Source organism: Vreelandella nanhaiensis, from assembly GCF_003990185.1.
Classification (GTDB): domain Bacteria; phylum Pseudomonadota; class Gammaproteobacteria; order Pseudomonadales; family Halomonadaceae; genus Vreelandella; species Vreelandella nanhaiensis.
Map to the genome: position 1 here is coordinate 118,563 of NZ_RZHF01000004.1, position 17,741 is coordinate 136,303.

17 protein-coding genes and 3 pseudogenes are annotated in these 17,741 nt (G+C 55.4%); 8 read left to right on the top strand and 12 right to left on the bottom strand.

Annotated features, from left to right (window positions below; all coding sequences use genetic code 11):
• Positions 1 to 222: 222 nt before the first annotated feature.
• Positions 223 to 921, top strand: a complete 699-nt coding sequence (locus tag ELY38_RS18990) for a RibD family protein (RefSeq protein ID WP_246009057.1) — start codon at positions 223 to 225, stop codon at positions 919 to 921.
• 66 nt (positions 922 to 987) lie between these two features.
• Here the strand turns inward: ELY38_RS18990 and ELY38_RS19270 are convergent.
• From ELY38_RS19270 to ELY38_RS00960, 4 genes and pseudogenes are all read right to left on the bottom strand, one after another.
• A pseudogene (locus ELY38_RS19270) lies at positions 988 to 1,848 on the bottom strand (lysylphosphatidylglycerol synthase transmembrane domain-containing protein); the annotation flags it as partial.
• 4 nt (positions 1,849 to 1,852) lie between these two features.
• Positions 1,853 to 3,817: a glycosyltransferase family 4 protein gene (locus ELY38_RS00950; RefSeq protein WP_127059654.1), complete on the bottom strand. Its 1,965-nt coding sequence runs from the start codon at positions 3,815 to 3,817 to the stop codon at positions 1,853 to 1,855.
• Positions 3,814 to 4,212, bottom strand: a complete 399-nt coding sequence (locus ELY38_RS00955; protein ID WP_127059655.1) for a 6-pyruvoyl trahydropterin synthase family protein — start codon at positions 4,210 to 4,212, stop codon at positions 3,814 to 3,816. The genes ELY38_RS00950 and ELY38_RS00955 overlap by 4 nt, the downstream gene beginning before the upstream one ends.
• Before the next feature lie 18 nt (positions 4,213 to 4,230).
• Complete coding sequence (locus ELY38_RS00960) at positions 4,231 to 5,220, bottom strand: zinc-dependent alcohol dehydrogenase (RefSeq protein ID WP_127059656.1); 990 nt, start codon at positions 5,218 to 5,220, stop codon at positions 4,231 to 4,233.
• Between the two features lie 307 nt (positions 5,221 to 5,527).
• Between ELY38_RS00960 and ELY38_RS00965 the strand changes: the two genes are divergently transcribed.
• Positions 5,528 to 6,256 (top strand): CDP-alcohol phosphatidyltransferase family protein, encoded by a 729-nt coding sequence (locus ELY38_RS00965; RefSeq protein WP_127059657.1) that lies wholly within the window; start codon positions 5,528 to 5,530, stop codon positions 6,254 to 6,256.
• Positions 6,257 to 6,316: 60 nt separating this feature from the next.
• Here ELY38_RS00965 and ELY38_RS00970 read toward each other — a convergent pair whose 3' ends face one another.
• Positions 6,317 to 6,727: a DUF1090 domain-containing protein gene (locus tag ELY38_RS00970; protein WP_127059658.1), complete on the bottom strand. Its 411-nt coding sequence runs from the start codon at positions 6,725 to 6,727 to the stop codon at positions 6,317 to 6,319.
• Between the two features lie 222 nt (positions 6,728 to 6,949).
• Here ELY38_RS00970 and modA point away from each other — a divergent pair, with 222 nt between their 5' ends.
• From modA to ELY38_RS00990, 4 genes are all read left to right on the top strand, one after another.
• The gene (gene modA / locus ELY38_RS00975) at positions 6,950 to 7,765 is read left to right on the top strand and encodes a molybdate ABC transporter substrate-binding protein (RefSeq protein WP_127059659.1); all 816 of its coding nucleotides are present in this window, start codon (positions 6,950 to 6,952) and stop codon (positions 7,763 to 7,765) included.
• Entirely contained in the window at positions 7,762 to 8,460 is a 699-nt protein-coding gene (modB, locus tag ELY38_RS00980) for a molybdate ABC transporter permease subunit (RefSeq protein WP_127059660.1), read from the top strand. The genes modA and modB overlap by 4 nt, the downstream gene beginning before the upstream one ends.
• On the top strand, positions 8,453 to 9,565 hold the full coding sequence (gene modC, locus ELY38_RS00985) for a molybdenum ABC transporter ATP-binding protein (protein ID WP_127059661.1): 1,113 nt from the start codon (positions 8,453 to 8,455) through the stop codon (positions 9,563 to 9,565). The genes modB and modC overlap by 8 nt, the downstream gene beginning before the upstream one ends.
• 234 nt (positions 9,566 to 9,799) lie before the next feature.
• Positions 9,800 to 10,360: a manganese efflux pump MntP gene (locus ELY38_RS00990; RefSeq protein ID WP_127059662.1), complete on the top strand. Its 561-nt coding sequence runs from the start codon at positions 9,800 to 9,802 to the stop codon at positions 10,358 to 10,360.
• 37 nt (positions 10,361 to 10,397) lie between these two features.
• Here the strand turns inward: ELY38_RS00990 and ELY38_RS00995 are convergent, their stop codons facing one another.
• From ELY38_RS00995 to ELY38_RS01025, 7 genes and pseudogenes are all read right to left on the bottom strand, one after another.
• Positions 10,398 to 10,868, bottom strand: a complete 471-nt coding sequence (locus ELY38_RS00995) for a GFA family protein (RefSeq protein ID WP_127059663.1) — start codon at positions 10,866 to 10,868, stop codon at positions 10,398 to 10,400.
• A 303-nt stretch (positions 10,869 to 11,171) separates the two neighbouring features.
• Positions 11,172 to 11,621 carry an acetyltransferase gene (locus ELY38_RS01000; protein WP_222845097.1) on the bottom strand — a complete coding sequence of 150 codons (450 nt, stop codon included), beginning with the start codon at positions 11,619 to 11,621 and terminating at the stop codon, positions 11,172 to 11,174.
• Positions 11,618 to 12,034 carry a YbhB/YbcL family Raf kinase inhibitor-like protein gene (locus ELY38_RS01005; RefSeq protein WP_127059664.1) on the bottom strand — a complete coding sequence of 139 codons (417 nt, stop codon included), beginning with the start codon at positions 12,032 to 12,034 and terminating at the stop codon, positions 11,618 to 11,620. Before ELY38_RS01005 ends, ELY38_RS01000 begins: the two co-directional genes overlap by 4 nt.
• A 119-nt stretch (positions 12,035 to 12,153) precedes the next feature.
• A complete protein-coding gene (locus ELY38_RS01010; protein WP_127059665.1) occupies positions 12,154 to 12,813 on the bottom strand; it encodes a DUF2268 domain-containing putative Zn-dependent protease in 660 nt (219 codons plus the stop codon).
• A gap of 180 nt (positions 12,814 to 12,993) precedes the next feature.
• Positions 12,994 to 13,212 carry a VF530 family protein gene (locus tag ELY38_RS01015; protein ID WP_127059666.1) on the bottom strand — a complete coding sequence of 73 codons (219 nt, stop codon included), beginning with the start codon at positions 13,210 to 13,212 and terminating at the stop codon, positions 12,994 to 12,996.
• A 164-nt stretch (positions 13,213 to 13,376) separates the two neighbouring features.
• Positions 13,377 to 14,371 (bottom strand): annotated as a pseudogene (locus ELY38_RS19600) (peroxidase family protein).
• A 93-nt stretch (positions 14,372 to 14,464) separates the two neighbouring features.
• Positions 14,465 to 14,815, bottom strand: a pseudogene (locus ELY38_RS01025) (helix-turn-helix domain-containing protein); the annotation flags it as partial.
• Between the two features lie 215 nt (positions 14,816 to 15,030).
• Here ELY38_RS01025 and ELY38_RS01030 point away from each other — a divergent pair.
• Positions 15,031 to 15,555, top strand: coding sequence for an ankyrin repeat domain-containing protein (locus ELY38_RS01030; protein ID WP_127059667.1), 525 nt, complete (start codon positions 15,031 to 15,033; stop codon positions 15,553 to 15,555).
• A 54-nt stretch (positions 15,556 to 15,609) separates the two neighbouring features.
• Complete coding sequence (locus ELY38_RS01035) at positions 15,610 to 17,277, top strand: catalase (protein WP_127059668.1); 1,668 nt, start codon at positions 15,610 to 15,612, stop codon at positions 17,275 to 17,277.
• Positions 17,278 to 17,741: the final 464 nt, after the last annotated feature.

The window sequence follows — 17,741 nt, forward strand, 5'->3', positions numbered from 1 at the left end:
GCCTCCTAATTGCCCGGTGCAGCAGATAGAGTACGCTTGCGCTGGACCATACTGCCCCGCAAGATAAAACGGCTTTCTCAACACGGAGACGTTATGTCCACCCTCCCTTGTCATAATGGTTGTACTGATCAAGAAGCATTGCCGGATATAGAATCCGCATGGCAGTGGCTTCAAGCCATCCGCCATGGCAAGCCCGCCAGCACCATTGATAACGATGCCTTGATGCCTGAGGCGGCTGAACTGCTGGCGTGCCTGACGCCGCTGGCCAGTCACTCGGCCTGGGTAATTGCCCAGCTCGGGCAGAGTCTGGATGGGCGTATCGCCACAGAAAGCGGCCACTCGCACTATATCAATGGCCATGAGAGCTTGGTGCACCTGCACCGGCTTCGTGCCCTGGCGGATGCGGTAGTCGTCGGAGCAGGAACGGCCAGTGCCGATGACCCGCAGCTGACGGTGCGCCATGTCACCGGCCCTCACCCGACACGGGTGGTGCTGGACCCACGTGGCCGTGTGCCTGAGAGCATCAAACTGTTTCATACCGATTTGGCGCCCACCTTGCACATAGTGGGGCCAGAGACAGAGGCTTCGCCGACTAGCGCCTCGGTGAAACGCTGTGTGCTGCCTCTCAATGCCAAAGGGCAATTCGTCCCAAGTGATGTGATTGCCCTGCTTAACCAGCACGGTTTGCAGCGCATCCTGGTGGAAGGGGGCGGCGTGACAGTGTCGCAATTCATTGAAGCGGGCGCTATAGACCGCCTGCATCTGATGGTTGCCCCACTGTTGATTGGTTCGGGCAGGCCCGGCCTGCAAATGACACCCATCGAAACGCTTGAAAGTGCGCTGCGCCCGACCATGCGCCGATTCCGATGTGGTGATGACACGCTGTTCGACGTGCTGCTGCGCGCCGCCCCTTTCACCTGAGGGCGGAGCACGGTGGCGCCGCTCCAGAGCCACCCAGATCCCCGGCAGGCTTGAAAGCAATACCAGAACACCATACGCCAGGGAGATCGCTACGCCCTGAGCCGTGGGCAGCCCGACCAGTACCCATGTGCCCGCGGCAGCCCCTTCACGCAGCCCCCAACCGGCCACTGAAAGGGGTACCAGCATGGCTAATAGCAGCACAGGCGTCAGCGCCAGCAACTGCAAGGCAGCTATTTCCACGCCGATAGCCCGCGCGGCACATACCATGACCAGACCGTAGCTCATTACAATGGCTAGGGAAGACCCCAACTGCAAATGCCATACGCCAGGACTAAAAATTGCCCGCTTAATATCCACCGCCATGGCGTGCCACCAGGCAGGCAGCTTGCGAGAAGGTAAGCGTGAAAGTCCCTGCCAGAGCGCAACGGCTAGAAGGCCCAGCCCACCCACCAACATCAAGCTTATCTGCCAGCCAAGTACGGCGTGCCAAAGGGGTGAGAGCAAAAGCGCTACCAGGGTCAGCAATACAATCGCCACTTGCCCGGATGTGCGCTCAATAATCACCGCCCGCCAGGCGCTACCCCGTGAACCAGCCTGTCGGGCATGGCGGTGGGCGCGCCCGGCATCGCCCAGGATACCGCCCGGCAACAGCTGGTTGACCAGTAGCGCAAGATAGTACTCTCGCCATGCATAGTTAAAGCGTAGCGGCGTGCCCACTCGCCCAGCTGTAAACTGCCAGCGCCAGGCGCTCAGCATGATTTGAAATACACTGACAATCAGACCCAGTGCCACCCACCCGGCCGATAGCCGCTCAACCTGGGCAACAACCTCACGCGGCTCTACAAATAGCGCAACGGCACCCAGCAACCCCGCGCTGATTAGGGCGCGTTTTATCCAGGGAGAGCGCAGTGCCGATTTTATGGCCATGGGGTTATGCCCTACCTGCAGGCGTGTCCGCTAACGGCGTATCGCGTTGAGGCAGCGCCAGCAGATCGCAATGCCCGACCCAGATACCGGCCTCCCCGCGGGCCACCGAGCGCATGCGCTGATCGCGCCATTCACCAATACGCGTGGCAGCTTCAGGCGCTTGCTCTGTTGCGGCCTCAGCCCACCCCTCGATAAGCCCCCTCATCAACGGTTGATGGGCAGGGTTTTCCGCCGCCAATTGCCACGGCGTGCTGGCTTGTTCAACCTGATAATCCGCCTGTTCCAGCGCATCGACCAGCGCTTGATGGGCCTGGCCACCCAATGCATCGCCCAAGCCCTTGTCGCGCCGCTGGTGGGCAATTAACAGGGCTAGCAACCAGTGATCTTCGTCATCACTCACTAACTCTCCCTGGGCATCGGTAAAACCCCACTCGCCAGTGACGCTGAGCGCCATTAAAAGTGCCTGTTCATGCTTTACGCAGTGTGCCACCAGCATGTCGATCCAGTGCTGCGATACCAGATCCAACAGTGCTGACGCGGTCATAAGTTGGGCGGTTTGCAAAGGAGCCTGATCCAGCGAATCCAGCGACGTACAGAGCGTTTCCACCGTAATGGCGTTTTTATCGCGCAGCGTGCTGGCACTCGCCTTGGCTTCTTCCAACAAGGCCGCATCATGATCAACCAGCGTCCAGTATTGGGGAGCAGGTAGAAACGGCGCTAGAAAGCGCATATTGCTGCCTCGGCCAGCCCCTAGATCCACCATATGCCAAGCTTGGGCACGTGACTTTAACCAGTCAGCGGCTTTACTCGGCAGTTGTTTGCTTCTGAAGGTGAAGTCCGCGTCTTCACGCAGCGTCAGCCAGTCGGTAGCGAATTGACTGCCTGCATGGTAGTCAGGCGTCTCTCCAAGCGGCTGGGTAAGCGCCTGGATAAAGGAGGTGCCCGTCTCTTGCCAATCACTCAGCATCTCACGCGTGGCCATGGCGCCAGCACGCAGTTCAGCTCGAAGATCGGCGTCACTGCAAAAACGGTTCAAGGCCTGCTCCAGCGCCGCCACGTCGCCAGGGGTTACTTTCAAACCCGCACCTTCCGGTAGGGTTTCATCAAGGGCACCGCCAGTGGTTGTAATCACCGGCAAGCCTCGCGCCAAGGCCTCGGTAACCACCATGCCATATCCTTCATACCAGGAAGGTAGCACCAGCGCGTGTGCGTTTTGATAAGCCTGAGCCAGCGTGGCCTCGTCACACTCGCCGTGTAGCTGGATACTGGCCTCAAGTCGGTTGGTATTAATCAGTTGCTGTACCCGGTCAGCGAACGCTGCATCCCGCGGGCCGCCATAGCAGTCGCAGTGCCAGTTGTCAGAAAGAACACCTGCCAATGCGCGTACCAATAGATCCTGTCCCTTGCGGGGCACCAGGGATGCCACGCACAACAGGCGAATCGGCTCGCCCAGTACGGGGGCGGCACTTGGCGGGGCGATCTCCACGCCCGGCTCAACCACGCTGACCCGGGCTTTTAATGGCATGGCGTATTGGTCTGCCAGAGCCTGTAGCCGACGCTCGGTAAACTGGCTGGTGACAATAATGCGCGAAACCGCCGCGAGTGCGGCAAGCTCACTTTGATAAAAATGCTGCTGCTCCGCCTCACTCAGCCCCTGCTCATCGCCCAGGGGATGGTGGACCAGCGCAGTAATCATCAAGCGCTTGGCGTGCTGGGCAATCACCTCTGGCAGAGCGCCCATGGCCAGGCCATCAATAATGACCTGGGCAGCCTCCGGCAGTGCACCTAACGCCGCTGCCAGCTGTTCGGCGGCCTCGGCATCTGCGGCAGGAAAGCACCCTGCCAGGCTGACAACCTCAACAGTGTGCCCCTGCCGGCGCAACGCCTCTACCATGCGTGCATCGTAAATATATCCGCCGGTGCGCTGGGTCAGCTCGCCAGCAATAATCAGGGTTAGCGGCTCATTCATAGGTCGCCTTCATAGCTTGCCCACGCGATATGGGATTCGTGCAGTTTGACTTCCATGCGGGTGATTCCTTGGGCCGTCTTACCCATGGCGCCCTTTCCAATAGCGTCGGCCAGCCGGCTGAAAATAACGCTGGCCATAAACTCGGTAGACGTGTTCTTGCCCGCAAAGGCTTCTTCGCCATCCAGGTTGCGGTAGTTCAGATGCGAAAGCACTTCCTTTAACGTTTCGCTGGCCAAACCTATATCGATCACCAAGCCATCTTCATCAAGTTCAGGGCGCTGAAAAATGACATCGACCACATAGGTAGCCCCATGGGTGCGCTGGGCGGGGCCGAAAATTTCCCCCTTGAAACTATGCGCAATCATAAAGTGGTCACGAACACATAGACGGTACATAAACGCTCCTGGTACTGATTAATTGGCAGAGGAGTAACGAAGACGGTGACAAAGCACATTGCTGTCTGATGAAAACAGCTGCGGCGCCAGTTGCGGCAGCATTTCAAAATCGCTTTCGCTATTGATAAGTGCATCCAGCTGGCTATCGGCCAACAGGCTGAGCGCAAGGGCCAAGCGGCGCTGGTAGTCCCAGCGGGGACGTAACTTGGCGGGCAGCTGGCCTACCTGGCTTGCCCGCAGGCTAAGGCGCTGTGAATGAAAGGCACCGCCCAATGGCAGACGAATCTCACCTTCGCCAAACCAGCTCATCTCGATAATTCGGCCTTCGTTTCCCACTAGGTCTAGCGCTTGGCGCAAGCCCTCGGGGTGGCCGCTTGCATGAATAACGCAGTCCTGATCATCAAGCGCTTGATCAGGCGTGCAGAAGGTAAGCCCCAGACGCTCGGCGATCACCTGACGCGCTGGGTTGATATCCACCAGCGTGACTTTCACGCCGGCAATCCGTGAACACAGATAAGCCACCAGACACCCTACTACGCCAGCGCCAATGATGGTGATCCGCTCACCCAGCATGGGCTCGGCATCCCACACGCCATTAATAGCCGTTTCCATGTTAGCGGCCAACACGGCCCGCTCAGCAGGCACATCATCCGGCACAGGCAGCACCATGGCAGCAGGCACGACGTAACGGTTCTGATGAGGAAAGAGGCAAAAGACAGTTTTACCCAGCAGGTGCGCAGGCCCCTGCTTGACCCGACCAACACTGCAATAGCCGTACTTGACCGGGGCTGGAAACTGCCCGGACTGAAACGGCGCCTGCATGCGGTCAAATTCGCTTTCCGGTACGCGGGCGTTGAATACCAGCGACTCAGTGCCCCGGCTCACCCCGCTGTACAGGGCATGTACCAAAACATCCTCTTCACCGATTGCGGTGAGCGCTTCATGCTTGAGCTCACCAATCCCCGGGCGAGTGACCCAAAAAGCAGTGGCGGTAACGATCGCCGACATGACATTTCCCTATTATTAGCGTTTTCGTCCAATGGCTGAGTGCCAAAAGCTGGTCGTCCCACAGCACCTGCTTATGAACTTTTTATGGCGTTTCTTATAGCGTAGCGCAGAAAAAGCACTGGTCGATGAATGCACGTGGCAAAACTAAATTAAGAACGGTGAAACTTGTTTTAATTACTTCTCAACGACATCAATAGGCTATGGTAATAAAATGGACGATTCGCACGCCATGTACAAGAATGGTACACGTTGAGATATTTGCATTACATAACTAACGGCGGGCAGCGCGACCGCTTAGCGAGACATTATGAGCCGACACCTCGGGCCTTCTACTACGCCCTGGTTGCCCAACCGGCTTCACAGTGCCTGCGAACTGGGCATAGCCAGTTTGGTGCTACTGATGCTTGGCTGCTTACTACCTTCACTGATGGCTGCGGGCGCTAATTGGGGGGTGGCTTACGCAACCTATGCGCTAATAAGCCTATGTGTACTGGTTTTCTGGTCTCATGGCGCGCTTGGTTGGGCAAATCGAGTTACGCTATTTCGTGGCGTGCTTATTGCCTTGGTCGCAGGTGCGTTAGCCAATGACACGTTCACCGAGGCCATTTGGCTATGGCTGATAGTCGCCACCACTGCGCTATTGCTTGATGGCGTGGATGGCTGGATAGCCCGGCGAACGCAAAGCTCTACCCCCTTTGGCGCTCGTTTTGATATGGAACTGGACGCCCTGCTGATACTGCTGTTGTGTATCGGATTGATTCAGGAGAAGTCTCTGGGGCCTTGGGTGCTGTTGATTGGTGTGATGCGCTATCTTTTTATAGCGGCTAGCTGGCACTTTGTTTGGCTGGCAGCGCCGTTGTTTGCAAGCTTTCGGCGTAAGCTGGTATGTGTTTGGCAGGTTTCCGCACTACTGCTGGCGTTGACGCCTCTTACACACCCGCTGTTTGCCAGCCTGCTCGCGCTCAGCGCGCTCATCTCGCTTGCCTACTCCTTTGGAATAGATAGCTGGTGGCTGTACAAGCAATCCCGGCGCTGAGCATTGTCACTCTGAACTTACCGCTTTATAGCCTGACGGCTAATCTTGAGTGACAGCCTTTCATTGGATGAGCTGGCCATGTAACGCGTTTAATTGCTGGGTGTGCTCTTCAAGCTCTAAGGTTGCTTCTTCAAGCTTGATGCGGCGTTTGCGTATATCGTCTTCATCGCCTTCGCTTAACGCCTCTTCAAACTCCGCCTGGCGCTCCTGAACCTCTTGCAAACTGGCCTTTACTTCATCCGTTGCCTCGTTCAGAACGCCTACATTGGTGCAGTCGTCTTCGATAGCTTTCAAGGCGCGCTCAAGGCCCTCTATGCGGTGCAGATTGTTCTGCGCCCTAGCATGCTCCAACTGCTGTTGAATCTCTGCTGCCTTGTGTTGGCATAAAGCCTCATCGGCACTTGCCACTGAAGGCAGTACCATACCGGCCAACAAAGTTATAATCCCTATTTTGACGATATGTTTATTCATTTTTGCTTTTCTCCTTGAGAGGCTTATCTGGCCAATAAATATTGAAGCATTTATGCATTGCTGGCGCTTGGAACGCAAAAGGGAGCTGTAGTTCTGGCTATTAATCCCCTGATACCAACGAAAACGCACCAAGCGAGCTTATGACAAAGCGGTTGAGTTGAACGGCAAAAGACTTTTAACTATCGTTCGCTACTCTCTAATGTTCACAACGGAAGTAACAGGATGACCAAAGCCGGGACCAGCGCAAAAAAAGGCCCCCCTTTTGCCGGGTGGAGTTTCGCTTTTGCCGTTACAGTCATGCTGACTATCTTCTCGTCAGCGACGGCGGCGGTGAACGTTCAAGTAGCCGCAGCGGCCTCGCTTACCGATGCGCTCAATGAAGCCATTGCTACCTATGAAGCCCAGCACGATGTGGTCATAACGCCTATTTACGCCTCTTCCTCGACACTTGCCCGCCAGATCGCCAACGGCAGCCCGGCAGCGCTGTTTCTTTCAGCGAACGTCGAGTGGATGGACTGGCTGGAAACGCAGGGTATCAACGTTCAGCAACGTAGTGATTTACTCCACAACCGCCTAGCGCTAATTTCATCAAGCCCTGACCTGCCGGAGCAGTTCACGCCCGGTGAAGGCGCTTCTATCGCAACTCTTTTGGAGGACCGCGACCGGCTCTCGGTGGGAGACCCCGACCACGTACCCGCCGGCATGTATACCCAGCAGGCGCTTGAAGCCTTGGACGAATGGAATGAGTTATTCCCAAGGCTTGCTCGCGGTAACGATGTGCGCGCGGCGCTCACCCTCGTTGAACGTCTGGAAACGCCGGTAGGCGTTGTCTACCAAACCGATGCGCTGGCCAGCGAGCGCGTTCGCATACTGGGGCTTTTTCCATCTGAGACCCACGAGCCGATTACCTACCCGTTAGCGCTAATCGACGCCAAGCAGAACGATGCAGCGGTTGCCTTACGCGAGTGGCTTGAAAGTGAAGAAGCGCTAGGCATCTTTGCCAAGTACGGGTTTGATACAGGTATGAGCCAACAGTGACCCTATCGCCTGCCGAGTGGGAAGCCATTCGCCTAAGCCTATTGATCGGGCTGGCCGCCGTTGCCTGGATTCTACCCTTGGGTATTGGCGTTGCCTGGCTACTCGCTCGGTATGAATTTCGTGGCAAGGCGCTACTGGATGGTCTGATTCATTTGCCGCTGGTGCTTCCGCCCGTGGTGGTTGGCTACTTACTGCTGGTGGCGCTGGGTAGGCAAGGCGTTATTGGCCAATGGCTATACAGCACTCTGGGTGTATCGCTACCGTTTACCTGGCAAGGTGCTGCCGTGGCCAGCGGCGTAATGGCATTTCCGCTGCTGGTGCGTGCCCTCAGACTATCCCTTGAAGCGGTTGACCCTAAGCTTGAAGCGGCCGCCAGTACTCTGGGCGCCAACCGGTGGCGAGTGTTTACCACCATTACCCTGCCGCTGGCGATCCCCGGCCTGCTGACCGGTACGGTACTGGCTTTCGCCCGAGCGCTTTCCGAGTTTGGCGCAACGATTACGTTTGCCTCCAACATCCCCGGTGAAACCCGTACGCTACCGTTGGCGCTTTATACTCTGATCCAGTCGCCGGGCCAGGAGGCCGCCGCCGCACGCTTATGCGTGATTGCCATTGCAATCGCCCTGGCATCACTGATTGCCTCCGAATGGTTGGCCCGCCGTACTCGACAACGCCTACAGGAACGTGATGGCTAATGTAACCAATCGCCAATCCCCAGCCGCTTCGCGGCTCACGCTGCAGGTCGAACAACAATTGGGCGCCTTTCAGCTTTTGGCGGCGCTCGACCTACCCGCCATAGGCGTCAGCGGTATTTTCGGCCCCTCGGGCAGCGGTAAAACCAGCCTGCTCAGACTGATCGCCGGGCTTGAACGGCCAATACGGGGCACGATCACGCTGGGCGAGCAGACGCTGCTGAATACCCAGCAGGGCATCTTCATTCCTCCTCACCGCCGACGTATCGGCGTGGTCTTTCAAGAGGCGCGTCTGTTTCCGCATTACCTGGTACGCGGCAACCTGGCTTACGGTATGCGCAGCCCGGCTCCCCAACGCTTCGCTGAAATCGTCGAACTATTGGGCATCGAAAGGTTGTTGGAACGCATGCCCGGCACGCTCTCAGGCGGCGAGGCCCGGCGCGTGGCGATAGGCCGTGCCCTTTTGAGCGAGCCACAGCTGTTACTCATGGATGAGCCGTTAACCGGGCTCGATGACGCCCGCAAGAATGAGCTGTTGCGCTATATCACCCGGCTCACCCAGCAGGTGGATATTCCCATCGTTTATGTCAGCCACGATGCCAAGGAGATCACGAGCATCGCCGATCATCTGGTGGTCATGAAAGCCGGCCAAGTTCGTGCCAGCAACAAGCTCGATGCGTTGCTTCAGCGCTTTGACCTTACCCATGAACTGGGGGGCTTCGACGCCGCCTCGCTTCTGGAAGGCACTGTCATCGCCCACGATGCAACATACGACCTGACCCATCTGGCATTGGATGACGGGCATCAACTGGTGCTGCCCGGGATCTCGGCAGCGTTGGGACGCCGCTTACGTGTACGCATTCTGGCGCGCGATATCGCCCTGTCACTGGTGCCGATTTCCGGTACCAGCTACCGCAACCAGCTCAGCGCAACCATCGTCGATAACACGATCCTTCCAGAAACACCTTACACCGTCGAAATACGTCTGGCGATTGGTACCTTCACCTTGCGGGCACGGCTAACGCGTAAATCCTGGGATGAAATGGGTTTAAAGCAGGGCATGCAAGTCACGGCACTGATTCGCAGCGTATCGTTTAGTGCATGCTAGATGCATAGCTTAGCGTCTCTTGTAAGTAATTCACCCAATGCTGAGACAGTTAGCCAGGGCTATATTACTTGGCGGAGATAAAGTTTATTTTTTAGCTACTTAGCTTCTATCGTCAAGCAATCATGCTAGGATTTATCGCATCTGCATACCCGACTGCTTCGCTCAGGTATAAGGACTTCGCCATGCCGTTCGGCCCTTACAGGCGGTAATATTCAGCAAGAGAATTCACCGATCATGACACCCGTTACGCTGCTGTTTCTCGCCGTTTCCATGTCGGCCGACGCATTTGCAGCTTCTATCAGCAAAGGCGCCGAATTAAAAAGGCCGCGGTTTCACCATGCGCTTGGTATTGGCCTGGTATTCGGCATTATCGAAGCCATTACACCACTGCTGGGCTGGGTGGCAGGCGTCGCCTCACAGCGATTCGTTCAGGCCTGGGATCATTGGGTTGCGTTTACGCTGTTATCCGCCATCGGTCTGCACATGATGTACGCCGCGCTAAAAAAAGAAGACAAGATAGAACACCGCAAGCAAACTCTTTGGCTGCTCGTGCTCACCGCCATTGCCACCAGCCTTGATGCCATGGCCGTAGGCGCAAGCCTTGCCTTTATCGACGCCGATATCATCGCCACCAGCCTGGCCATTGGCTTGGCGACCACCGTAATGACTTCCATCGGCACGCTGCTTGGCCATAAATTCGGACAGTTCGTCGGCCACTGGGCCGAGCTGATTGGCGGAATCGTGCTGATCGGCATTGGCGTCATGGTCCTTATTCAGCATACAGGGATATTATAAAACCGCAGGGAAGCTTTACCCTAGGTCGGCAACAGCGCTAGCGCTCCAACCCTAGCCGTTGATGCCACTCGGCAAGGCTTTCATCTGGGTACTCGTCGAAGCATTTATCTTTTGGCTGTGCGTTTACCTCGACCCAGTCGGCCCGGCTTCCCAACATCATGTGCGTCCGCTCAGGCGGTATCGGCAAATCCGTATCGATTGCCGAGGCAAAGGGGTGCACAAGCTCAGGCCAGTCAGGATCATAAACCCATAGCGCTGTCGCACAATGCTTGCAGAAATGTCGCTCCCCAGTGCTTTTCTCTCCATTGATAACCGCTCGATAGATCGAAACGTTCTCACCACCCTTAACATCGAGAGTTTTGCTTTTTCCACTGAGGTTGATCACGTAACCACCCCCGCCCGCCGTTTTTCGACACACAGAGCAGTAACAGAGATTAAATGGGTAGGGATGGTGTGACGTCACGCTGAACTTCACGGCCTGGCAATGGCATGCTCCTTCGAGCAGCATAGTGTCCTCCTTTGCAGCAAATACCAGCAGCGAGCATCCGCCGCTGTTTTCAAGAAATGTCTTGGGTAATTTTCCAGGTACTTTCTCAATATAGACAAAAGCTCAGCATAGTGGCTCTTGCTCACTACCAGCAGAGTTCATCATCAGCACTGAGTATCAGGAACTCAACAATGACCGCCACTACCCCATGGAGCTTAGGCGCTGCGGGTAGCAAAGGCGCTTGCGGCAGAACTGAAGACCAACAACACGTAAGAACTTATGAGAAGACGCTAGACACGCGTATAAGCCGTTTTACTACCGCTCCTAGCTATTCAAGAGCGCCATATGAAGCAGCGGATAAGGCTTACCCTGGCCATCCACCAGTGAGCGCCCGACGACGACAAAGCCCATATGCTGATAGAAGCCGATCGCCTGATCGTTCTGCTCATTAACATCGACCTTGGTAGCCGCCTGGGTATCGATAGCATGGGAAGCCAGCAGCGCTCCCACACCTTGCCCACGCGCATGAGGGGCAATAAACAGCATTTCGATAGTGCCATCGCTGGTCCCGCAAAAGCCAACGATGTCGCCAGTCTCATTGCGAGCCAGCGTTAAATCGACTGCATCGAAATACTGCTCAAGAATAAGCGGCTTGAGCGCCAGCAAGTCGCTCTCTGCCAGAAAATCATGAGTCGCACGAACAGAGGCTTCCCATACGTGCAGAAGGTCGAGGTGGTCGGATTTGCTGGCGCTTTGCAGCATTAGTCGACTCATGAGTTAAAGACCTCGATAAACCACGCAGGGTGCATTTCATTGAAATCAGTGCGGATATTGGCAGGCAGATAGCTTGCTGAGTCCAGCACCTGCGGCACGTCATTTTCGCGCGTGAACACTACCCAATGCCAAAACTCCTTGCCGTCTTGCTGATGTGGCTTGATCGCCAACAGCGCTAGCTCCGGCAGTGCCTGCCAAGAGGTAAAGGGTATTTCCTTTGGCGACGTTGCCACGCCCGCCTGAGAAAGCATCTGTCGAACGTGCTGGGTGTCAGACCACAGCGATTCATCGTCGGCGTAGATACCCATCGCATTGGCGATGGCTTTCATCTCCGGGTAGGTCTTGCCCAGAATATTGGCTACCGAGGCAATACCACAGCCGGTGATTTCTTCCTGAATGACGGGGTGTTGCATGTTTTGGCCTTGCTGATTGTAGAGGGAGCTAGCGTGTCGTCGAGCACAATCCAGCGGTGTGGGATCGCCCAGCGTTCAGTGGATGCCTGGGCATTGATGTTCTTTCAGGCCAGGCTTCGCTATTGATGCGAATAAATGTCGGCCATTTTGAGTATGTCATCGGTCGGCACGTTCACCAGCGCTGCCGCCGACATGCCCGATGCACGAATCGCCCGCTCAGCAATATAAGTGCCCGCCCGGTAGCCGATCCAACGCCGCCCATCGGCATGCTGGATCATCCAGGGCAGGTACGGCGCTGACACGGGAAGCTCCAGAAGCTCGGCTACCCAGGAGTCGACATCCTCGGGATATTCACCCCAGGGGGTATTGCGCCCACCCACGTCACGCTCGAATACAACCGCAAGCCCTTCACTGACCACGCCTTCCATAAAGGTAGTACGCGGCTCATCACGGTAAATTACCCAACCTCGCGCCAAATGATGAAGCTCGTGAAATAGTGTAAAACGTAACTGAGCGCGGGCAGTAGCAGCGACTCCACCCTCCCGGTTGGCATCTACCGTCCAGCCCACTCGAGACGATGAAATTGCCAGACCCATTTCTCCCGTTTCGGGGATAACTAGCGTGCCAGTTTGGCAGGCTAGCTCAATTTCTTCTGGTAAAGCTTTAAGATGCCTGCGCACTTCTAGCTCAGCAGCAGAGCAGACTTCCTCGATAATTTGGCGAGCATCGGGTGAGAAATGCCGCCCATCATTGGTATCAAGAAATAAGGGAGTGATCATTAGCGCTTCCTTTCAGCAGTCACGTTGAGCCAGCGAGATGATCCGAACCAGCAGTGACCACTCGCTCTGGGGGTGCCTCCCCCAAATTTAAATTAGTGATCACTTTATTTCCAAGTATTTCTAACCGTTATTACCGCTTCTCTGACTACTGACTAGTTTGAATTGCGAGATTCTCAATCTTTATGTAAACGTATTGATATACAGCGCTTCCACTTTATCGCGCGCCCACTGGGTTTTACGCAGAAACTTCAGCGAGGATTTGATGGAAGGATCATTGTGAAAACAGTTGACGTTGATTTCTTCGAACAAGCCATCCCAGCCGTAACGTTCGACCAAGCGGGTTAAAATCTTTTCAAGGCTTAAGCCATGTAAAGGGTTGTTAGGTTGCGGATGGTTCATCGATTGATTCCCGGTGGCATGATCAAAGCCCTATCCAACGAACGGCAGGCTACAAACCACGAATGTTAACAGAGGAGATGGAAAAAGCGCGGAGGAAGTCGCCTTCCGCCGCGCTTATTTAGGTTATCGAGCGAGAAGCCTTTCACTCATCAAAGGCCTGAATCTTAGCGGTGCAGGTCGAATCGGTCGTTCTCCATCACCTTGACCCAGCCAGAGATAAACTTGTGGAGCATATGGCGTTCACCGCCATTTACCGCGTACTCCTCTGCAATGGCGCGCAGCTGCGAGTTCGAGCCGTAGACAAGATCTACCCGTATAGCGGTCCATTTGGTTTCACCACTCTTGCGGTCCCGGCCTACGAAGCGTTCTTCATGCTCATCAACCGGCTCCCACACGGTACCCATATCAATAAGATTGACGAAGAAACCATTAGTCAACTGGCCCGGGCGATGGGTGAAGACACCGGCGTTGCTATCATCACCGGCACCAATGCCGATCGCCCGCATGCCGCCCAAAAGCGCAGCCATCTGGGGAGCGCTAAAATTCAGCATAAACGCCCGGTCGACCATCAGGTGCTCGGCCGGAATGGACGTTGACTGCGCCTGCATATAGTTGCGGAACGCGTCATGTCGGGGTTCGAGATAAGCATGGGTATCCACTTCGGTCATCTCCTGGGACGCGTCGGTGCCCCCGGCGTGAACGGCACCGTTAGCTCGTGCCCAGCCGCTTTCGCAGCCATCTCGACCCCAACACTTCCACCTAAGACGATCATGTCCGCCAGAGAAATATTGGCTTCAAAGGCATTTTTGATGCTCTCCAATTGGTCGATCACATCCGCCACGCCGCCGCGCACGTTGATATCCCAGCCAGTTTGCGGTTCAAGGCGAATGCGCACGCCGTTGGCACCGCCGCGATGGTCCGTCTGGCGGTAGGTACAGGCCGAGGCCCAAGCAGTTTCTACCAGTTGCTTAGCGGTAAGGCCTGCATTCGCAATTTCCTGCTTGAGCGTAGCGATCTGCTCGTCAGTGACCCGGCCCCTCTTGCTCGGAGGTCGGATCTTGCCAGATAAGTACTTCATCAGGCACCTGCGGCCCAAGGTAACGGGCACGCGGCCCCATATCTCGGTGGAGCAGCTTGTACCAGGCACGGGCGAACTCATCAGCAAGCACGTCCGGGTTTTCACGGTACTCCTTGGATATCTTCAGATAATCCGGATCAACAATCATCGCCATGTCGGCGGCGGTCATCACCGTACCGGCTTCTTCTTGAAAGCGAGCCTGTAAGGCGCGAATCTGATGGGGAGGCTCGGCTACTAACGCTTGCAGTCGTTTGTGATCGTGTTCATTGAGGGCGGGTGTTCGTCCACTACGCGGCTTGTCGATGAACCCATCAAGACCGGACACTTCCCATTGCTTGAACCATCGTGAGACGGCATTGCGGCGGACCTGAAGTACCTCACTGATTTAGTTAATCGTATGACCTTGGTCACTCAGCAGAATGGCATGCGCCCGACGACGGAGAGCGCGCTTCTCGCCATGGTGATGGCGGAGGCCAGCGTTTGTTGTTCAGGTTCAGTGAGAGGGGCAACGAAGCGTTTTTCCATGGTTCTGTCTGTGTCAGAAATTCTGGCATGAACATTACACCAAATTTTAAATCAGGCACTTAGCATAACAATGTCTCCATATATGTCTCATTAACGTTCTCTATAATATAAATCTATCTAATCGATGTAATGAGACTATCAGTTGATGGTCTACGCTTTAAACAATCTTTTATCGGCACCGAGCTCAAGAGACAGCACTGAGCTGAGGAGAAAGTATGGACGTTCAAAAACAAGCGCCACGTTCCCGCCCCGCATTGGATGCTGAAACTCATGCATTGGCAGAAGAGCTTTTCCAAGTAATTCGGCAGGGCGACACGAAACGCGTTCGCCGATTGCTGGAAATGGGGCTTGTCCCCAACTTATGCGACAGCAAAGGTGACAGCTTACTTATGCTCGCCAGCTACCACGGGCACCTCGATATGGCCAGGCTGCTTTTACAGTATGGTGCAGATCCCGAACTCGCTAACGAGAGGAACCAAACCCCGCTAGCGGGCGCCGCCTATAAAGGTGATATCAATATGGCGCGTCTCCTCCTCGCTCACAAGGCTGACGTGAACGGCCGAAAGCCGGGGGCGAAAACACCTTTAATGTTTGCGGCAATGTTCAATCGCGAAGAGATGGTCGAGTTGTTGGTGGAGCAGGGCGCGGACCCATCGCTAACAAACGCAGACGGAATGACAGCGGCTATGCTGGCACAAGTAATGGGCGCGGATAAAAGCAGAGCAACGCTCAATGTCTGACAGCTTATAGTCAACAGAACACGCTTGAGCAGAAAATGATTAAGGAGCAACGTTATGAAAGATCAAAGCGATCACCAGCCACAGAAAACCCTAACTACCCGCCAGGGCCACCCGGTGACCAACAACCAGTCGCAGCGCACGATCGGTAGCCGCGGTCCGGCCACGCTCGAAAACTACCACTTCCTGGAGAAGATCAGCCATTTTGATCGCGAGCGCATTCCCGAGCGGGTGGTACACGCACGAGGTTTCGTCGCTTATGGTGAGCTGGAAGTGACCGGTAAGATCGGCGACGAACCAGCCTCTAAGTATACCCGTGCCAAGTTATTTCAGGAGCCCGGTAAAAAAACGGATCTTGCCATCCGCTTTTCTACCGTAATCGGCGGCCGAGATTCTTCCGAATCAGCGCGTGATCCGCGCGGTTTTGCAATCAAATTCTATACTGAGGATGGAAACTGGGACCTAGTAGGGAACAACTTGGCGATCTTCTTTATTCGGGACGCGATCAAGTTCCCTGACGTCATCCACGCTCTAAAACCTGATCCGGTAACGTTTCATCAAGAGCCCAACCGCATTTTCGACTTTATGAGTCAGACGCCGGAATCCATGCATATGCTTACGCACTTGTTCAGCCCGCGCGGCATTCCGGCTACTTATCGCCATATGGAAGGCTTCGGAGTCAACACTTACAAAATGGTGAACGAGAAAGGCGAGACCTTCCTGGTAAAATACCACTTTCACCCACGCTGCGGCATCGCAAGCTTCACAGACGAGGAAGCGGCGAAAGTACAAGGCCAGGATTTGGGGCACGCCTCCAGGGATATGTACGAAGCGATCGAAGGCGGCAATTACCCGCAGTGGGATATGTATGTGCAAATCATGGAAGACCACGAGCACCCCGAGCTCGATTGGGACCCACTGGATGACACTAAAATCTGGCCTGAAAAAGATTTCCCTCTACGCCATGTGGGTGTGATGACGTTGAACCGCAATGTCGAAGATTTTTTTAATGAAAATGAACAAATTGCTATGGGGACAGGCGTTTTAGTCGACGGCCTGGACTTCTCCGACGATAAAATGCTCGTGGGGAGGACCTTCTCTTATTCGGACACCCAGCGCTACCGCCTGGGTGCTAACTATCTGCAGCTCCCGGTCAACCAGCCCAAGAACGCCGTCCAACAAACCAATCAAACTGGTGGCCAGGCTTCTTACTACCGGGACATGGCACCCGGTCAGAACCCGCATGTAAATTATGAGCCATCAATGCACAATGGTTTGCATGAATCTACTCCAGAAGGCGATTTTCATCCGCCCGAAATTACCGGCCAGCTGACGCGGAGCGTACTCGAGCGTCGCAATGATTACCAACAGGCCAGAGCTCGGTTTGAAACCATGATGGAATGGGAGCGAGATGACTTGGTCAATAACATGGGCAACCTACTCAGCCAATGCGAGCGGGACGTACAGGAACGTATGTTATGGCATTTCCTGTTAGTTCACGATGACTATGGCAATCGAGTCGGCGAAAAGCTGGGCATATCCGCCAAAGATGTCAGTCACCTGGAGCCATTACCCAAGCAGGTGTTGACCGACGAGGACCAACGCCGGTTGAAGAACCTCGGGTCGAACGGCGACAGCATCAACCCCGAGGTTTGGGGCCAATGGACGAGCTCGGTAACCAACCATATGGCGACCGCTGAGGAAGTCATGTCAGGAAAGCTATAGCTCTCACTCATTTAGGTCAAGCCTAGATAAACAACATTACCCACGAGCCGGAGAACAAGCGTTTCGTTCTCCGGCTCGTGGCGCAGAGGCTGCCGTGGCGGACTTCGCTTCACTTGCTGACGGTGGGGCGTTGAGCACGCTCTCTATTATCCTGATGTTGAAGGTAACCTGGCAGCGCACCCGCAAGCATCGACCTCCGGCTGGCCTATTGTGGGGCTGCGCTCTACTGATTTTTTCAGCGACCGGATTGCGGACTCTATGGCCAGAACATAACCTTGTCTGGCTCTGGTTGGCATCGCTGTGTTGGTCGTTGGCTACCTTATCTGCGGTTTCAGTTGCACGATACTGAAGGCGAAGATGCCTTCCCGCTCGAATAACACGCCACATTCGCCCTAGTGTTTACGTCACCCTGTTAGCGGAATAGACGCTAGGGCGTGGCTTGGACCAACCGCTCCAGTCATTGC